Consider the following 18,504-nt stretch of genomic DNA (forward strand, 5'->3'; position numbering starts at 1 on the left):
GAAAAAAACGTCAATGACAAGTTCTTCACAGCGCCCCACATACACTGCAGGCATTATCCAATAGTAAAGCAGGCTAAGCCCATGTCAGTGATTAAAAAGACGGTGAATTACGTTAGTGAAGGCGAGCGTTCATCACACCCAATACGTCATTTTGCTCCAATTTTATCGGTCATTGTACCGTTTTATAATGAGCAGCAGGTATTGCCCGAGTTTCATCGCCGTTTAACGCAGGTATTGGATGCTTTGCCTGAGCACTGCGAAATTTTATATGTGGACGATGGCAGCAGTGATACTAGCTTGATGGTGGCACAGAGTTTCCCATCAACCACTAGCTCTATACGTTGCATTGCTTTAAGCCGTAACTTTGGTAAAGAGTTTGCTATGTGCGCAGGGTTAGAGCACGCCAAAGGCCAAGCCGTTATTTTAATCGACGCTGATCTACAAGACCCGCCAGAGTTGATACCCGATATGCTACAGGCGTGGCGTGATGGCGCTGATGTGGTGAATATGAAGCGCAGTTCGCGACAGGGTGAAAGCTGGCTTAAGCGTTTTTCTGCGGCGACGTTTTATAAACTTCTGAATCGTTTAGCAGCGCTCGACATTCCGGAAAACGTGGGAGATTTTCGACTGTTAAGCGCTCGGGTTGTGGGCCATATCAATGCCTTGCCTGAACGTAATCGTTACATGAAAGGGTTATTCAGTTGGCCAGGGTTTACGCAAACAACGCTGATGTTTGAGCGTGATGCGCGCTTTTGCGGTGAAACAAAATGGAACTATTTTAAACTGCTGGGATTAGCAATGGACGGACTGACTTCTTTTTCAGTCAGACCCCTTCGTCTTGCCACGTTTGTCGGCGCCGGCTGCGCACTGCTGTCGTTCGGCTTTGGTCTGTGGATTATCGTTAAAACACTGATGTTTGGCGAACCGGTCAGCGGTTATCCCTCAATGATGGTGGTGATGCTTGGTCTAGCTGGCGTGCAGCTTTTATCGATCGGCTTACTGGGCGAGTACGTAGGTCGCATCTTTGTGGAGGTAAAGCAAAGACCTTTGTATCTGATTCAGTCCATACATGAAAAACAGCCTGTTTCGGCGACTAAGGTTGTAGAAGACGCGTCTGTCTCCTTAATGGAGAAAGTATCATGATGAGCCTACGTCGAAACCATTTATGGTTGTTACTGATCTTTGCATTATTGCTGCGTTTGATTTCTCTTGCGACGTATCCATTAATGGACACAACAGAAGCGCGCTATGGCGAAATGGCGCGGCTCATGGTTGAAACGGGCAACTGGTTAACCCCGCAATTTGATTACGGTGTGCCATTCTGGGGAAAACCGCCGTTATTCACTTGGATGAGCGCCTACGGTATTAAACTGTTTGGTTTGAATGAGTTTGCCGTACGTGCCCCGCATTGGTTAGCGGGTGTGGCAACGATTTTGCTGATCGCTTGGGTCGCTCGTCGCTTAGGCATTAATGCACTTATTGCGGCCGTCGTGTTGGCTACCTGTGGCATTTTTTCCATTGCAGCAGGCGCTGTGATGACGGACATGGCGCTGACTTTATCGCTCACGATTGCCATGATTGGTTTTTATTTAGCGTGGTTGCAAGACAGTCCGAACAGTCGCTGGTGGGGCTATGTTAGTTTTATCGGGCTCGCGTGTGGTTTGCTGGCGAAGGGGCCTTTGGTGTTGGTCTTAATGGGTATGACGGTGATGCCTTGGTTGATGTGGCAACATGGTGTGATCGGTGCTTGGAAAGAACTTTGGCAGCGCTTTCCTATTGTAACAGGCTGTATATTGATGCTGGCGATCGCTTTGCCATGGTACTTGATGGCGGAAGCCGCGACACCAGGATTCTTAGATTATTTCCTAATTGGTGAGCATTTTAAACGCTTTGTCGTCAGTGGTTGGCAAGGGGACCTATACGGTTCTGCGCACGACCGTCCACGTGGGATGATTTGGTTATATTGGCTGCAAGCCGCATTCCCTTGGTCAATTGTGCTTCCTGTGTTGGCGTGGCGCCGTCGTGCGCAAATAAGCACCTTTGAGTATCAGCATAAAGGGTTGTTAAGCTTTTTATTGTTATGGTTGCTCTCGCCACTGTTGCTGTTCACCATGGCGGGGAATATTTTACCTGCTTATGTTTTACCCGGCGTGCCCGCTTTGGCACTCCTGATCGCATTGTTCATTAAGAAGCGTGATACAAAGTGGTTTTCTGGCGTGGCCATGATTTTACCTGTGTTACTGATGATTATGATGTTGGTTTTAAATATGGGTAAAGCCGATACGCGTAGCGATCGGATTGTGTTTGATCAGATCAACGATGAAGACCCTGTTTACTATTTGAAAGAAAGACCTTTCTCGGGACAATTTTACAGTCATGGGCAGGCTAAGATTCTTACCGATAATGAGGTGTTAGCAGATCTATCACACTTTTATTTGATCGGTAAAAAAGAGGAACTGAACGACTTCGTTCACCAACAAAAGTTGAGCTGCAATCAAGATTTTGATTCACCTTCGGGACGAATATTATTCGAATGCTCTCGCTTGAGTCATCGTAGCCTAGCAGGTCACTTTGATACGAATTAACCGGATCGATTAACAGATAGTATGATGCGAAAGAACTGACTGGTGTAGAATAGCCACCTATTTACGAATTACTGGTGTCCACTCATGAGTCAGTCTCTTCCTTCAATCAGCCAACGCATGCGAACCTTAAATGAGCGCCAGCTCGAGGCGGTTAAGCAAATTGATGGGCCACTGTTGGTGTTAGCCGGGGCTGGCTCAGGTAAAACCAGCGTAATCACCACCAAAATCGCCTATTTGATTCAGACCTGTGGCTTCAAAGCCAACAGCATTGTGGCCGTGACCTTTACCAATAAAGCAGCACGCGAAATGAAAGAGCGTGTTGTGAGTATGTTGAGTAAAGAGGAAAGTCGTGGCCTCAGCATTTCAACGTTCCATAACTTAGGTCTGAATATTCTGCGCAAGGAGTATCGAAAGGCAGGACTTAAAGAAGGTTTTACACTGTTTGATGCACAAGATGCCTTGGCACTGGTCAAAGAAATTCTGGATAAAGAGTTCAACGGTCAAATGGATGCGGCAAACTATTGTCAGCATACGATTTCCAATTGGAAGAATGATCTGATCCCACCGCAAGAAGCCCTTACCCAAGCCGACACTGAAGAGCTTCAATTGGCGGCCCAAGTGTATGGTCAGTACCAACGCTACATTCGCGCTTACAATGCGGTGGACTTTGATGATCTGATTTTGTTGCCGGTCAGTCTGCTGATTTCAGACGAGCCTTTGCGTGATAAATGGCAGAAGAAAGTGCGCTATTTGCTGGTCGACGAGTGCCAAGATACCAACGCCAGCCAATATGAAATGATTCGTCAGTTGGCGGGTTTTCGGCGCTGTTTTACCCTTGTAGGGGATGATGACCAGTCGATCTATGCATGGCGTGGTGCTCGTCCAGAAAATCTAGAGCAATTATCAGTCGATTATCCGAACTTGAAACTGGTTAAGCTGGAGCAGAACTACCGTTCTACCCGAACCATCTTGAAAGCGGCCAACACCCTGATCGCTAATAATCCCCACGTGTATGACAAAGCGCTTTGGTCGGACTTGGGCATTGGTGATCCCATTCGGGTGATGGTAACGCGTAATGAAGACTCGGAATCTGAGCGTGTGGCCGCGGAAATACAGTCGCGTCATTTACGCCACAATATTCCCTACAAAGATTTTGCCATTCTCTATCGCGGTAACCATCAAGCTCGCCTTCTGGAAATCAAACTGCAGGCGTATCGTATTCCTTACAAAATGAACGGTGGCACGTCGTTTTTCTCCCGTGCGGAGATTAAAGATTTAATGGGTTATTTGCGTTTGTTGGTGAACCCTGCCGATGACAATGCGTTTTTACGTGTGATCAATTTGCCACGCCGAGAAATCGGACCTGCCACGCTCGAGAAAGTGGGGAATCTCGCCAATCAATTGCATGTGAGTTTGTTTGAGGCGGCGGGCGATAAAGCACTAGATGAAACAGTGACTGGGAATCCACTGCGCAGCTTAAGGGAGTTTGAGTCTTGGATTCAACGCTTACGTCAGAGTTTGCATAAAGGCTCGCCAGTCCCTGTCATAGAGCAAATGATTCATGACATGGATTACTTTGGTTGGTTACAAGAACAAGCGGGGTCGCCGAAAGCCGCAGAGCGCCGTATTGAAAACGTACGTTTCTTAATTGAATCGATTCAGCGCATGATGGAATCTGCATGGGAAGAAGACGAAGATGCCGGGCTGGATCATGCCATTTCCAAGCTACTGCTGATTGATATGCTGGAACGTCAAGAGGAAGAAGAAGACGAAGACAAAGTTCAGCTGCTGACGCTGCATGCTTCTAAAGGCTTGGAGTACCCACACGTATTTTTGATTGGTTGCGAAGAGGAACTGCTGCCACACCGCAACAGCATAGAGAGCGATGATATTGAAGAAGAGCGTCGTTTAGCGTATGTGGGAATCACGCGTGCCAAAAGTACCTTGTGTATCACTATGGCATCTAAACGTCGTCAATATGGTGAAGAAATAGATTGTTTACCTAGCCGTTTTTTGGATGAGCTACCAGAGGAAGACTTAGTCTGGGAAGGTCGAGGCGATGAGAGTGCCGCCCAGAAGAAAGAGCAGGGTAAGGCCTCGTTGTCAGCACTAAAAGCCATGCTTAATTCATAGAAACGAATAATACGATGACATAAAAAATGGAGGCCGCGGCCTCCATTTTTCGTACTAACCGCAGGCTTATTGGCTGTTGTCGACCATGTACTCAATTGCCCCTTTGATCTCATCATCCGAACATGTCGTACATGTACCTCGAGGTGGCATTGCATTGATACCATTGATGGCATTACTCATCATTGAATCAAAGCCTTTTGCGACACGAGGTGCCCAATCACCAGCGTTGCCAAACTTCGGTGCACCCGCCACGCCCACGGAGTGACACGCGGTACAGAATTGATTGTAAATCGCTTCTCCAGAACGTGGACCATCATTCGCGGCAACCGCGGCGGCAGATGACACTTCACACTCTTCGCCAGAGATACACACATTTCCAATAGGGGCAACGCGAGCCGCAATGTCTTCAGGGCTTTGTCCGATCGCGCTCACTGTTGAACTCATCAACGCGGCAACACCAGCGATACTCATTAGAGTGAACAGTTTGCGACTAAAAGTTTTGATCAGCGAACTCACTATGATTTTCCTCGATCCAAAATAGGCCAGTTGAGATGTTTCAGTGGCGCAGTATAACCAGCCCTGTTTTTTGTCGAAACCAAATTAGCACGAAAGTTGGACAAACACCGCTCTAGGTCAAAAAAACAGCTTTAATTTCATGGGGCAGAGCCATAGTAGCTCGCTGAACAATCACACGTATAAAAACTTATAGACAGTTCTTTTAAACTCAATGGCGCTTAAAGTTATCGAACTGTGTGTTTTTCGGGGGCTAGTAGAATGCTTCAAGTGGCGGTTTTTAAGTAGTACTACTTAGACGGTAGGTATTTATACGAATAGAGCTATTGGCTGTTTTTCAGACACTATAAAAAAAGTGCTCAAGCACAGTGCCATAAAAATAACCACAGGCAGGATAATAATAATGAAATTGCAAAACCTATCAAAAGTTGTGGCGGTTGCCGCAATCACTATGACAAGTCTTTCTGCATCGTACACGATGGCAGCTGACGGCAAAGTGTACCGCTTAAAAATGGCGGAAACGTGGAATGCCAACTTCCCAATTTTTGGTGATGCACCACGCGAAATGGCACGTCTGGCTGAAGAAATGTCAGATGGCCGTCTTAAAATCACCATTGATTCTGCGAACAAGCATAAAGCGCCATTTGGCGTATTTGATATGGTGCGTTCGGGGCAATACGATTTAGGGCATTCGGCATCATACTATTGGAAAGGAAAAGTGCCTAATACCTTGTACTTTACGACCATGCCATTTGGTATGACCACACCAGAACAGTATGGTTGGTTCTATTACGGCGGTGGACAGGCATTATCAGATAAAGTTTACAGTAAATTTGGTTTACGCTCCTTCCCAGGTGGTAACACGGGCAATCAGATGGGAGGATGGTTTCAGAAAGAAATCAACTCCGTTGAAGATTTGAAAGGCCTTAAAATGCGCATTCCCGGCTTTGCCGGTGAAGTGATGGCGAAGCTAGGGGCGAAACCAACCAACATTCCTTCCGGTGAATTGTTTACCGCCTTGGAGCGACGCACTATTGATGCTTTAGAGTGGGTCGGCCCTTCTCTTGATCTACGCATGGGTTTCCACAAAATTGCACCTTACTACTACACAGGGTGGCATGAACCGGCTACCGAGCTGCAATTTCTAGTCAATGAGCGAACTTGGAAGAAGTTGCCTGATGATCTACGTACGATCTTACGCACATCGATGAAACTGTCGTCTTACGACATGTATATTCAGTCGTACCATGAGAGTGCAGAAAACTGGGCGAAGATGAAGCAAGAATTTCCAAATATCGAAGTTAAATCATTTCCTAGCAGTGTTATGAAAGCCATGTACGATGCCAATGAGTCCTTGTTGGCTGAAAAAGCAGCGGAAGATCCATTAGCGAAAGAGATTCTTGACTCCCAAGCACAGTACATGCAAAAAGTCCGCGTTTGGACCAATATTTCTGACCGCGCTTACTTAGACAGTCTGGACAATCTTGCCGATTAATCTGTCTGAATTGTTCACGAATCATATCTAACCGCGCTGTCCTAACTTGATTAGGGCAGCGCGCATTCTTCCTTCGCTATTTTCTGTCTATTCCGAGGCTCTTTCTATGTTTTTGGTTCAACTTGAAAAGACATTAGGGCGTTACTCTCTATTGCTGGGCAAAATTTCAGCACTTCTCCTGATTTTGCTACTGATTAACGTTTTTTACGATGTCCTTATGCGCTATGCGTTTAACGATGTCTCCATTGGGATGCAAGAGCTTGAGTGGCATTTGTACTCCGCTATTTTTCTTTTAGGTATTCCATTTGGTCTGCAAACTGGTGGCCATGTGCGGGTAGATTTATTCTATGAGCGTTTGTCCATTCGCAATAAAGCGTGGATCGATCTGATTGGAACGCTCATTTTTCTTATGCCATTTACGCTACTGGTTGGTTGGTATGGCATTGATTTCGCTAAAGAAGCTTATGAGTTGGGTGAAACCAGTGGCGACCCTGGTGGCCTGCCGGCTCGTTGGATTATTAAGTCTGTCATTCCCGTTGCGTTCTTTTCGATGGCTGTAAGTGGCGTTGGCATGATTCTAAGGTGCGTAAACGCGATTCGTGGTACGTCAGAAAAAGGTTTTGACGAGCAGTCACCTCAGCATTAGAACTTAAGCAGGCTATATTATGATCGGTATTATTATGTTTTTTGTGGCGTTGGGGATGCTGTTGTTTGGCTTTCCTGTCGCCTTTACATTTGGTGGGGTTGCCCTGATTTTCGGCGTATTTTCTGAAGGTTGGGATATGTTTGCCTTTATGCCGTTCCGTATACAAAGCTATATGGAAAATACGGTGATGATGGCTGTGCCCTTGTTTATTTTTATGGGTATCGTTCTTCAAAAGACGCATTTGGCAGAGCAGCTCCTGGAGGCCATGGGTAAGCTGTTTGGCAGTGTGCGAGGTGGCTTGGCCATTTCGACGATTCTAGTAGGGGCTTTGTTGGCTGCCTCAACCGGTGTGGTGGGGGCCAGCGTGGTGGCCATGGGGCTGATCTCGCTGCCTGTTATGATGAAATACAAATACAGTAAATCACTGGCTTGCGGCACCATTTGTGCTTCTGGGACGCTGGGACAAATCATTCCGCCATCCATTATTTTAATTATTTTGGGGGATGTCTTAGGAATACCCGTGGGTGATCTGTTTCATGCAGCACTGGGTCCCGGTTTTATTTTGATTGCGTGTTACATTATTTTCATCGTTATTGTGACTTGGCTTAAACCTGAGATGGCACCCGCTATACCCTATGATGAGTCTCTAGGAACACGCTCACAGCAGATTCGTGATGCACTGAAAGCCATTGTACCTCCATTGGCTTTGGTGTTGATTGTTTTGGGGTCGATCTTTTCAGGGATTGCGACACCAACTGAATCGTCAGCCCTGGGCGGTGTTGGCGCTGTCTTTTTGGCACTTATTTATCGTCAGTTCAGCTGGAAGATGGTCTATGACAGTGCGTTAGAAACAGTAAAAGTCACGGCTATGGTATTTGCCATTTTGATGGGGGCGACCGCGTTCTCAATGGCCTTTAGCTATACAGGGGGTGATTACATTGTAGAGGAGGTTTTGTTAAGTCTGCCTGGTGAAAAATGGGGCTTTATAATTCTGTCGATGCTAGCAATCATGATACTTGGCTTCTTTATCGATTTTGTCGAAATTGCCTTTATCATTGTGCCAATCTTAGCGCCTGTTGCGGAAGCGTTGGGAATTAACATGGTGTGGTTTGCTATTCTGATTGCCATGAACTTACAGACATCTTTCCTAACACCGCCGTTCGGGTTCAGTTTGTTCTATCTCAAGGGGGTTGCACCTTCTTCAGTGCGCACCATGGACATTTATCGAGGTGTTATTCCTTTTATTCTGATCCAAGTTTTAGTATTAGTGAGCATACTAATTATGCCAGAGTTTTACGGTATGGATTAACCTCTTACAAGAAAAGGGAGAACGTTGTTCTCCCTTTTCTTGTATAGTTTCAAATCACAAAAATAATAAAAAATAGGTTTCTTCATGAATCTTAAAAGCAAGATTATGATGTTAACTGTATTGCCCTTACTCGGGGTAACCGCGGTCATTACTTACTTAGGGCTAACCTATGCTCGTTCACTTACGCACCAAGAATTAGCTGTTTACGAGCAGCGCATGGTGGAAACTCGAAAACAAGCGCTCAAAGACCATGTGGAAATCGCTATGTCGGCTTTGCGTCCGATCTTAGATGATACAAGCTTAAGCGATGTTGAAGCACAATATCGAGTGCGTGAAATATTGACCCAATTGAATTACAGCGAAGATGGTTATTTTTTTGCTTACACGCAGGAGGGGGTTAATTTAGTTCATCCAACCCAGCCAGACTTCGTTGATCAAAACTTACTTGATTTTCAAGACCGAGAAGGCAACTACTTGATACAAGGGCTACTAGAAGCTGCTAACTCTGGTGGAGGTTTTCACCGTTACATCTGGGAAAAGCCACCATTGATGCAGCAAGAAGACAAAATGAGCTATGTGGTTCTAATTGAACGCTGGAACTGGATGATGGGAACTGGGCTGTATTTTGATGATATATACCAGGATCTAAAAACCACGCAAAGCAAGATTAATCAGAATATAACCGATAGCTTATTCACAGTGTTATTTATTTTAGGGTTCACTGTGTTGTTGGTTGTGTTATTAGGGTTGTTTATTAATTTACACGAACACCGCTTAGCAGATGCACGTCTTAAGTCTTTGATTAAGCGTTTTATTCGCATGCAAATAAGTGAACGCCGTCAGTTTTCTCGAGAGCTGCATGACGGCATTAATCAGTTGCTTGTGTCCAGTAAGTTTCGAGTGGAGCTAGTGACCAATAAACTGAAAAAAGGCGTGCAAGTGGAAACCATCGAGCAAGACTTGGTCGAAGCAGAGCGTGTTATCGATCAAACCATACAAGAAGTTCGTTTGATTTCGCATAACTTACGTCCAACTCTGCTGGATGATTTAGGTTTGCAGGCTGCCTTAAAAGGTTTGTTGGAGCAATTCTCAGAGCGAACTAATATCTTCACTGAATACGAAGCAACCTCCAATTTAGACAAGCTGCCTGAAGAAGTAGAAATCACGTTGTATCGCGTTACTCAAGAGTGTTTAAGCAACATTGAGAAGCATGCGCAGGCAACTCATGTGTCCTTGAAAATCTCGATCAAAAAAGGGCATTTACAATTTGAGTGCTACGATGATGGCTATGGCTTTAATCTAGGAGAAAGTCAAAAGGGGATTGGCTTAATCAATATGCGTGAGCGCTTGGAATTGGTAGAAGGTGTATTTGAACTTCATTCTATAATGGGAGAAGGTACAAAAGTAACGGCAAGTATTCCTGTAAACCTAGCAGCGGTAGATAAAAAACCATGACGATAGATTCAATTAATAAACCTGTCATCAAAGTGCTTTTAGTGGATGACCATTTGCTAGTGCTGGATGGTTTGATGGCACGCTTGGAGCTAGAGACAAATATTCAAGTAGTTGGTATGGCTAATAACGGTGAGGAAGCATTGGCTAAGGCACATGATCTATTGCCCGATGTTGTATTAATGGACGTATCAATGCCTGTTCTAGGAGGTCTTGAAGCAGCCAAACGTTTTCATGCTGAGCAGCCAAATGTAAAAGTTTTAATGCTCAGTATGCATAACGATCGTGAGTATATTTTGCCTTTAGTGCATTCCGGAGCAAGTGGTTATGTTCTAAAAGATGTTTCTGTCACTGAGCTGATTACGGCGATTGATACTGTATATCAGGGGGGGACTTATTTTAGCGCGGGCGCCTCTAAATCACTGTTTACCAGGCCATATTCTGATGCATTTGAATCTAGTGAAGAATTGACCAAACGTGAGACCGATGTACTAGTGGAGTTAGCGTCAGGTTATGCGAATAAAGAAGTTGCGAGGCGACTCAATATCAGTGTTCGAACAGTAGAAACACACCGTTACAATTTGAAAACAAAACTAAGAATCCATACGACAGCAGGTCTTACAAAATACGCTATTGAGAAAGGCCTGATTTAACATTTATACCCTAGATTAAAAAAACACCTCCTTTTTATTTTGTTAACATTCTGATTTTTATATTCTTTTTTTAATTTCTCTAAGCTCTATACATATAGTGTATAGAGCATGTCGTTATTTCGATTGGTCAACTAAGCACCGTTGAGTACTCTTCAGTTACGCTGTTTTTGCGCACTTCTTACAGAGTTTGCTTAAACGTGTAGGGGGCCTCAAGGAAGAGGAATCGCCGCCTCGTTCGAAAGAGTCTTTGAACGGGGCCGCTTTTAAACCGCATAGTCAGTCTCCCCAACCTACATTTTCACAAAAGACACGCTTCTCGTTGAGTGCCCAGATCACACTGGCGATGCACTCAAAATAAGTGAAAAATAATTACGCTAAATGGAGAGTTACGATGAAAAAACGGTTAGCCGCTTTACCTCTTGCTTTGATGGCTGCGGGTGCGATATCAACGTCTGCCCAAGCTGCTTCAACACTGGTTTACTGTTCCGAAGGTAGCCCAGAAGGCTTCAACCCATCATTTTACACAGCCGGCACGACCTTCGATGCCAGTTCGAAAAATATGTTTAACCGTCTTGTTGAATTCAAGTTGGGAACCACAGAAACCGAGCCGGGCTTAGCAGAAAGCTATGATGTGTCCGAGGATGGGCTTGAATACACTTTCCATTTGCGTAAAGGCGTGAAATTCCATAGCGCTAAAGACTTTAAACCAAGCCGCGACTTTAACGCGGACGATGTGATTTTTACCTTTGCTCGTCAGTGGGACAAAAACCATCCTTACCATAGCGTGTCAGGCGGGTCATACGAATACTTTAATGGTATGGGAATGCCTGACTTAATCAAAGACATTGTTAAAGTCGACGATTACACGGTGAAGTTTGTGCTCAACAAACCGGAAGCGCCGTTTGTGGCCAACCTAGCCATGGACTTTGCTTCCATCTTCTCGGCAGAGCAGGCCGATTACTTGATGGACAAAGGGACACCTGAGCAGTTGGATATTAACCCAGTGGGTACGGGGCCATTCCAGAAGGTTCAATACCAAAAAGACTCTTTGATTCGTTACACCGCGTTTGATGATTACTGGAAAGGCCGTGCCGAGATTGATCGTCTTGTGTTCTCGATTACCCCGGATGCCTCGGTGCGTTATGCCAAACTGAAAGCCGGTGAATGTCATGTGATGCCGTACCCGAATCCTGCTGACCTTGAACAAATGGAAGCAGACAGTGACATCAACCTGATGCATCAAGAAGGTCTAAACGTAGGTTACCTAGCGTTTAATACGCAAAAAGCACCGTTTACGGACACCAAAGTTCGTCAAGCCTTGAGCCTTGCTACCAATAAAAACGCCATTATTGATGCGGTGTTCCAAGGCGCAGGCAAAGTGGCTAAAAACCCAATCCCACCAACAATGTGGTCTTACAATGATAATGTTAAAGACTACTCATACGATCCGGTAAAAGCCAAAGCGCTGTTAAAAGAAGCGGGCTATGAAGACGGCTTTAAAACCAATATTTGGGCCATGCCCGTGCAGCGTCCTTACAACCCGAATGCCCGTCGCATGGCCGAGATCATTCAAGAGGACTGGAAGAAAGTTGGTGTTGATGCCGAGATCGTATCTTACGAATGGGGTGAGTATCTAAACCGTTCTAAGAAAGGTGAGCACGATACTGTATTGCTAGGCTGGACCGGTGATAACGGTGACCCAGACAACTTCCTATACGTATTGCTTGGCTGTGATGCGGTCGGCGGGTCAAACCGAGCGCAATGGTGTGACGAAGAGTTTAACAACTTATTGTTAGCGGCTAAGAAAACCGCTGATAAAGCCGAACGAACTAAGTTGTATGAAGACGCCCAGCAAGTCTTCAAGCGCGAAGCGCCTTGGGTAACGGTGGCTCATTCTGTGGTGTACGAGCCTATTCGTAACGAAGTCAAAGGCTACAAAATTGACCCATTGGGTGGTCATTACTTCTATAACGTAAGTCTTGAGAAGTAATTATCTATAGGCGCGATGCGCTCAAAGCAGGGCTTGTTTTGCGTGGAAGCGAATGCAAGTCCTGTTGATCGGGCAGGCCCAAAAGGCCTGCACCGTTCATATCTAATTAGAGAGCTAGTCACTTATGTTCCAGTTTATTTTTCGACGATTAAGTTTAGTCATCCCAACGTTTATCGGGATTACCTTGCTGACGTTTACACTGATCCGTTTGATTCCCGGTGATCCAATTGAGGTCATGGCTGGTGAGCGCGGTGTCAGTGCCGAGCGTCATGCTGAACTCAGCGCACAACTTGGCTTTGATCAGCCACTTTACGTGCAGTATTTTAATTATGTAAGCGGCGTCTTACAGGGTGACCTCGGTAATTCACTCGTCACGAAAGAGCCCGTTCTTAGTGAGTTTTTGACACTCTTCCCCGCCACCATTGAGTTGGCGTTTTGTGCCGCTATGTTTGCCATTTTTATCGGCCTACCGGCAGGCATCATCGCCGCGGTAAAGCGCGGTACTTTGTTTGATCACTCGGTCATGACCTTTTCCTTAACCGGTTATTCAATGCCCATTTTCTGGTGGGCGTTGTTGTTGATGCTGATTTTCTCGGTGAACTTAGGGTGGACGCCAGTATCTGGACGCATTGATGTGGTGTATTGGATCGATGATGTGACTGGCTTTATGTTAATCGATTCTATTTTATCGGGCGAAGAAGGAGCCTTGTCTTCCGCTATTTCACATCTGATTTTGCCAAGTATTGTATTGGGTACCATTCCCATGGCGGTGATTGCTCGAATGACACGCTCTTCAATGCTGGAAGTATTGAGTGAGGACTACATCCGCACCGCGCGCGCCAAAGGCATTGCACCTTGGCGAGTGATCATCATTCATGCGTTACGTAATGCGCTCATCCCAGTGATTACCGTAATCGGTTTACAGGTCGGTATTTTGTTATCAGGCGCGATCTTAACGGAAACCGTGTTTGCTTGGCCGGGCATTGGTAAGTGGCTAATCGAGTCGATCGGACGCCGTGATTACCCAGTGGTACAAGGCGGTATTTTGATCGTCGCGAGCATCATTATCGTGGTCAACCTCTTGGTCGATGTTGCCTACGGTATCGTCAATCCACGTATACGACACAGCCGATAAGGAGGGTGCAATTATGACGACTGAAACGTTACAGGCGCCTGCGCCAAGAACACCACTGCAAGAGTTTTGGCATTATTTTAAAGGCAATAAAGGCGCTGTTACAGGCCTCGTATTTATTCTAATCGTATGTTTTATGGCGCTGTTTGCGGACATTGTGGCGCCGCATTCTCCGTCAGACCAAGCCCGTGATGCATTGTTGTTACCACCGGCTTGGATGGACGGTGGCAATTGGGCGTACTTCCTCGGTACGGACGATGTTGGGCGCGATATTCTGTCTCGGATTATTCATGGCGCACGCTTGTCGCTGTCGGTTGGTTTAGTCGCCGTGACGGCATCGTTGATGATGGGGATTTTGATGGGATTGGTTGCGGGCTACTGTAAGGGCGTAGTCGATACCATCATCATGCGCATCGTAGACATCATGCTGGCGATGCCGAGCCTGTTATTGGCGATTGCGATTGTGGCGATTTTAGGCCCCAGTATCGTCAATGCGGCGTTAGCCATTTCGATTGTCTCACTACCGCATTATGTACGCCTCACACGTGCGGCAACCATGGCAGAAATGTCGCGCGATTATGTGACCTCATCAAGAGTCATTGGCGCGAGCCCATTGCGTCTAATGTTTGTTTGTATTTTACCTAACTGTGTTGCGCCGTTGATCGTGCAAGCGACACTGGGCTTCTCGACGGCTATTTTGGATATGGCTGCTTTAGGCTTCCTTGGTTTAGGTGCGCAACCCCCGACGCCTGAGTGGGGCAGTATGCTGGCGGATGCTTTGCAATTCGTACAGCGTGCTTGGTGGGTCGTGACCTTTCCTGGTCTGATGATCTTGTTGACGGTGCTGGCGTTTAATCTCATGGGCGATGGCCTGCGTGATGCCCTTGATCCGAAATTGAAGCAGTAGGAGCCCAAATGTCATTACTTAAGTTAGAAAATTTATCAGTCACGTTTGGTCAGTTTCGTGCAGTAGATCAGATCAGTTATAACGTGAACGAAGGTGAGGTCCTGGGCATTGTTGGTGAATCCGGCTCTGGTAAAAGTGTTAGTTCATTGTCTTTGATGGGGTTGATTGATTATCCCGGTAAAGTGTCGGCCGATGAGCTGAGCTTTATGAACCAAGATTTACTGTCTATGCCAGAAGCCCAGCGTCGTAAGATTACCGGCTCGGATATCGCGATGATTTTCCAAGACCCAATGACCAGTTTAAATCCTTGCTACACCGTGGGTTACCAGATTATTGAAGCGTTAAAAACTCATCAAGGCGGTACTAAAAAAGAGCTTAAAACGCGTGCTATTGAGCTGCTCAATTTGGTGGGGATTCCTGCGCCTGAGTCCCGACTCAGTGCGTATCCGCATCAGCTGTCGGGCGGTATGAGTCAGCGAGTGATGATCGCGATTGCGATTGGTTGTAACCCTAAATTGCTGATTGCCGATGAGCCGACCACAGCATTAGACGTGACCATTCAAGCACAAATTATTGACTTGCTGATTGATTTACAAAAGCAAAAACAGATGGGATTAGTGCTGATTACACATGACTTAGCACTGGTCGCTGAGGTGGCTCATCGGGTCATTGTGATGTATGCCGGTCAGATTGTAGAAAGTGGTCCCGCCAATGAGGTGTTTTCGACACCTAAGCACCCTTATACGCAGGCCTTGCTGGCGTCTTTACCTGAGTCGGCTGCTGGCAAAGCGCGTCTGGAAGCTCTACCCGGTGTGGTGCCTGGGCAATATGACCGACCAAAAGGCTGTTTGTTGAGTCCTCGTTGTCCTTACGCGACAGACCATTGTCGAAATGTGGTGCCGGACAACCAAGGCCCGCTGGAGCGTCAAGTGAAATGCCATACACCGTTAGACACACTGGGGAGACCTGCCGCATGAGCCATGAATTAGTGTTGAATGCCCATAATTTGAAGCAGCATTATCACGTCAAACAAGGCTTATTTAAGCCCGAGGCGACGGTCAAAGCAGTAGATGGCGTAAGCTTTACCTTGGACAGAGGTAAAACCCTAGCTGTTGTGGGGGAGTCAGGCTGCGGGAAGTCTACTCTAGGACGAATGTTGACAATGATTGAAACACCGACTGAAGGTCAGTTGAATTTTCTTGGGGAAGATCTTCTGTCACTCTCCAAAGAACAGCAAAAAGAGCTGCGTCAGAAAATTCAAATCATCTTTCAAAACCCGTATGGCTCGTTGAATCCACGCAAGAAAATTGGGGCGATCTTAGAAGAGCCATTGGTGATCAATACCCAATTAAATAAAGCCGAGCGCAAAGCCAAAGCCTTGGCCATGATGGCAAAAGTGGGCTTGAAAACCGAGCATTATGATCGCTACCCTCATATGTTTTCCGGCGGGCAGCGTCAGCGTATTGCGATTGCCCGTGGTTTAATGCTGGACCCAGAAATCATTGTTGCAGACGAACCGGTTTCGGCTTTGGATGTATCGGTGCAAGCGCAGGTGCTGAATTTGATGATGGATCTACAGCAAGAGTTTGGTTTGAGTTATGTGTTTATTTCCCATGATCTGTCAGTCGTCGAGCACATCGCCGATGAAGTGATGGTGATGTATCTTGGTAAAGTCGTCGAACACGGTAAAAGTGAAGACGTCTTTACGCAGCCTAAACACCCTTATACTCAAGCGCTGTTGTCCAGTACGCCACAGCTTTCTAGTGATAAACGCCGTCAACGTATCAAGCTGCAAGGAGAGTTACCCTCACCCTTGAACCCACCGAGTGGTTGTGCCTTTCATGGTCGTTGCCAATACGCAAATGAGCGTTGTCGTAAAGAAACTCCTGTGCTACGCAGTCATGCCGACGTGCATTTGATTGCCTGTCATGCTGTTGAGGAAGAGCGCCTAGAAAGTTTCTCCGGTGCAGCGTAAAGCGGTAGGAATCAAGCGATATTGATCAAGTCTTCGCTTGATTCCTTACTAGGCGCAGAGCGGTCTCTTACCTATACTGTTTCAATGACCAAGTGGTCAAGGTTTTACGATTAATAAGAGGTGAGCGCTATTCTGATACGCACGATTAGCAAGCCGCCCATACGATAGGAACACGAATGTTACGACGCCTACTCATAATATTATGTCTGGGGCTAAGCTCAATGATGTGCTTGGCTGTGGATCTACGTGTTGCATTGGATGCTGACCCCATCTCTTTAGACCCTCATGAACAGCTCTCAGAAGGGGGGATTCAATACTCCCATGCGGTATTTGATCCACTTGTCAGATGGCGTCAAGATGGTACCTTTGAACCTAGACTGGCTACGTCTTGGGAAGTACAAGATGAGCGGACGTTACGTCTTCATTTACGTCAAGACGTGCGTTTCCATTCCGGTAATCCCCTTACAGCAGAGGATGTTTTATTCACAATTGAGCGCTTAAAAAGTTCGATAGACTTCAAAGCTTTATTTAATGTTGTGCAAGATGTGGACAAAATCGACGATTATACCGTTGATATTCACACAAACCATGCTTATCCCCTGTTATTGAATATTTTGGCCTACGTGTTTGTCGTCGATAAAACGTTTTACGAAGGGCGCTCGGAGATCGTGAAGTTTGGGCAAACATTTGCTTCAACCAATGTGTCTGGCAGTGGTCCCTTTACTGTCCGCGATCGTGTTGTGGGGCAACGGTTAACATTGGTTCGAAACCCTGATTATTGGGACACACAGTCAGTGGGAAATGTTGAACAGCTTGAGCTGCTACCGATTCGTTCGGACTCGACTAGGCTGGCTGCGTTATTGACGGGTGGCGTCGATGTTATTTCGCCGGTGGCACCGATTGATATCGTACGTGTTCAGCGTACACCAAACGTTAAGTTACTGGCACTCACTGGCACGCGTATTGTGATGCTGCAGATGAATCAAGCGAGACGGGTAGAATTTCAAGATATTCGCGTGCGTCGAGCGATGAATCTGGCGGTTAATCAAGCGTTGATCGTGGAGAAAATCCTTCGAGGCTATGGCGAGCCAGCAGGTCAGTTGAGTTCGGCTGCATTCTTGGGGCATGTCAGTGATTTAGTGCCTCAAAGTGATTTAGAGCGGGCACGTGAATTAATGAAAGAAGCCGGCTATCAAGACGGCTTTCGTGTCACCATGATGGCGCCTAACAATCGTTATATGAGCGATGAACGAGTGGCATTGGCGGCCTCAGCAATGTTAGCCAAGATCAACATTCAAGTGGATTTGAAAACCTTCCCTAAAGCGCAATATTTTCAGTTTTTTGATCAACAAGCCGCTGACATCATGATGCTGGGCTGGCAGTCGGATACCTTTGATTCCAACAATATTTATGAATTCGTTCTCGCCTGTCGTGATACAGACACCGGAATGGGGGCTTATAACGCGGGAAGAGTGTGTGATCGTAAGCTTGATGACGCCATCGTGTTGGCGAATCAAGAAATGGATGTCGCACAGCGCGTTGCATTACTTCGTGGTATTGAAATGCGAGCCGTTGATCAGGCTTGGGTGATTCCACTGTATTGGCAGCCGATTATTTGGGCGTCAAAACAGCATGTAGATCTTGAGAGCGTGGTAAACTTTTTAAACTTCCCTTATTGGGGCGATTTGCATGTGAGCGTGCCCTAGGGGCGGTA

15 protein-coding genes are annotated in these 18,504 nt (G+C 46.3%); 14 read left to right on the forward strand and 1 reads right to left on the reverse strand.

Annotated features, from left to right (window positions below; all coding sequences use genetic code 11):
- Nucleotides 1–81: 81 nt before the first annotated feature.
- The 3 genes from AYW76_RS05950 to rep all read left to right on the forward strand — a co-directional run bounded on the left by AYW76_RS05950 (nt 82) and on the right by rep (nt 4,718).
- Nucleotides 82–1,143, forward strand: coding sequence for a glycosyltransferase family 2 protein (locus AYW76_RS05950; protein ID WP_082866130.1), 1,062 nt, complete (start codon nt 82–84; stop codon nt 1,141–1,143).
- Nucleotides 1,140–2,585 (forward strand): ArnT family glycosyltransferase, encoded by a 1,446-nt coding sequence (locus AYW76_RS05955; RefSeq protein WP_231872557.1) that lies wholly within the window; start codon nt 1,140–1,142, stop codon nt 2,583–2,585. Before AYW76_RS05950 ends, AYW76_RS05955 begins: the two co-directional genes overlap by 4 nt.
- Before the next feature lie 84 nt (nt 2,586–2,669).
- Nucleotides 2,670–4,718, forward strand: coding sequence for a DNA helicase Rep (rep, locus tag AYW76_RS05960; protein WP_067031221.1), 2,049 nt, complete (start codon nt 2,670–2,672; stop codon nt 4,716–4,718).
- 66 nt (nt 4,719–4,784) lie between these two features.
- On the opposite strand, the gene AYW76_RS05965 is transcribed toward rep, so the two are convergent.
- Complete coding sequence (locus tag AYW76_RS05965) at nt 4,785–5,234, reverse strand: c-type cytochrome (protein WP_231872558.1); 450 nt, start codon at nt 5,232–5,234, stop codon at nt 4,785–4,787.
- A 400-nt stretch (nt 5,235–5,634) separates the two neighbouring features.
- Between AYW76_RS05965 and AYW76_RS05970 the strand changes: the two genes are divergently transcribed.
- The 11 genes from AYW76_RS05970 to AYW76_RS06020 all read left to right on the forward strand — a co-directional run bounded on the left by AYW76_RS05970 (nt 5,635) and on the right by AYW76_RS06020 (nt 18,496).
- Nucleotides 5,635–6,726, forward strand: coding sequence for a TRAP transporter substrate-binding protein (locus tag AYW76_RS05970; RefSeq protein ID WP_067217099.1), 1,092 nt, complete (start codon nt 5,635–5,637; stop codon nt 6,724–6,726).
- 106 nt (nt 6,727–6,832) lie between these two features.
- Nucleotides 6,833–7,372, forward strand: coding sequence for a TRAP transporter small permease subunit (locus tag AYW76_RS05975; protein ID WP_067217101.1), 540 nt, complete (start codon nt 6,833–6,835; stop codon nt 7,370–7,372).
- 19 nt (nt 7,373–7,391) lie between these two features.
- Complete coding sequence (locus AYW76_RS05980) at nt 7,392–8,681, forward strand: TRAP transporter large permease (protein WP_067217104.1); 1,290 nt, start codon at nt 7,392–7,394, stop codon at nt 8,679–8,681.
- A gap of 84 nt (nt 8,682–8,765) precedes the next feature.
- Nucleotides 8,766–10,136 (forward strand): cache domain-containing protein, encoded by a 1,371-nt coding sequence (locus tag AYW76_RS05985; protein WP_067217107.1) that lies wholly within the window; start codon nt 8,766–8,768, stop codon nt 10,134–10,136.
- Nucleotides 10,133–10,786: a response regulator gene (locus AYW76_RS05990; RefSeq protein WP_067217110.1), complete on the forward strand. Its 654-nt coding sequence runs from the start codon at nt 10,133–10,135 to the stop codon at nt 10,784–10,786. The genes AYW76_RS05985 and AYW76_RS05990 overlap by 4 nt, the downstream gene beginning before the upstream one ends.
- Before the next feature lie 391 nt (nt 10,787–11,177).
- Nucleotides 11,178–12,776, forward strand: coding sequence for an ABC transporter substrate-binding protein (locus tag AYW76_RS05995; protein WP_067217112.1), 1,599 nt, complete (start codon nt 11,178–11,180; stop codon nt 12,774–12,776).
- A gap of 124 nt (nt 12,777–12,900) precedes the next feature.
- Entirely contained in the window at nt 12,901–13,911 is a 1,011-nt protein-coding gene (locus tag AYW76_RS06000) for an ABC transporter permease subunit (protein ID WP_067217115.1), read from the forward strand.
- 13 nt (nt 13,912–13,924) lie between these two features.
- Complete coding sequence (gene dppC, locus AYW76_RS06005) at nt 13,925–14,815, forward strand: dipeptide ABC transporter permease DppC (protein WP_067217117.1); 891 nt, start codon at nt 13,925–13,927, stop codon at nt 14,813–14,815.
- An 8-nt stretch (nt 14,816–14,823) separates the two neighbouring features.
- Nucleotides 14,824–15,792 (forward strand): dipeptide ABC transporter ATP-binding protein, encoded by a 969-nt coding sequence (gene dppD, locus AYW76_RS06010; RefSeq protein ID WP_067217120.1) that lies wholly within the window; start codon nt 14,824–14,826, stop codon nt 15,790–15,792.
- Nucleotides 15,789–16,790 carry a peptide ABC transporter ATP-binding protein gene (locus tag AYW76_RS06015; protein ID WP_067217122.1) on the forward strand — a complete coding sequence of 334 codons (1,002 nt, stop codon included), beginning with the start codon at nt 15,789–15,791 and terminating at the stop codon, nt 16,788–16,790. The genes dppD and AYW76_RS06015 overlap by 4 nt, the downstream gene beginning before the upstream one ends.
- 221 nt (nt 16,791–17,011) lie before the next feature.
- Nucleotides 17,012–18,496: an ABC transporter substrate-binding protein gene (locus AYW76_RS06020; RefSeq protein ID WP_231872559.1), complete on the forward strand. Its 1,485-nt coding sequence runs from the start codon at nt 17,012–17,014 to the stop codon at nt 18,494–18,496.
- Nucleotides 18,497–18,504: the final 8 nt, after the last annotated feature.

It is taken from the genome of Marinomonas gallaica (assembly GCF_001639745.1).
GTDB classification, from domain to species: domain Bacteria; phylum Pseudomonadota; class Gammaproteobacteria; order Pseudomonadales; family Marinomonadaceae; genus Marinomonas; species Marinomonas gallaica.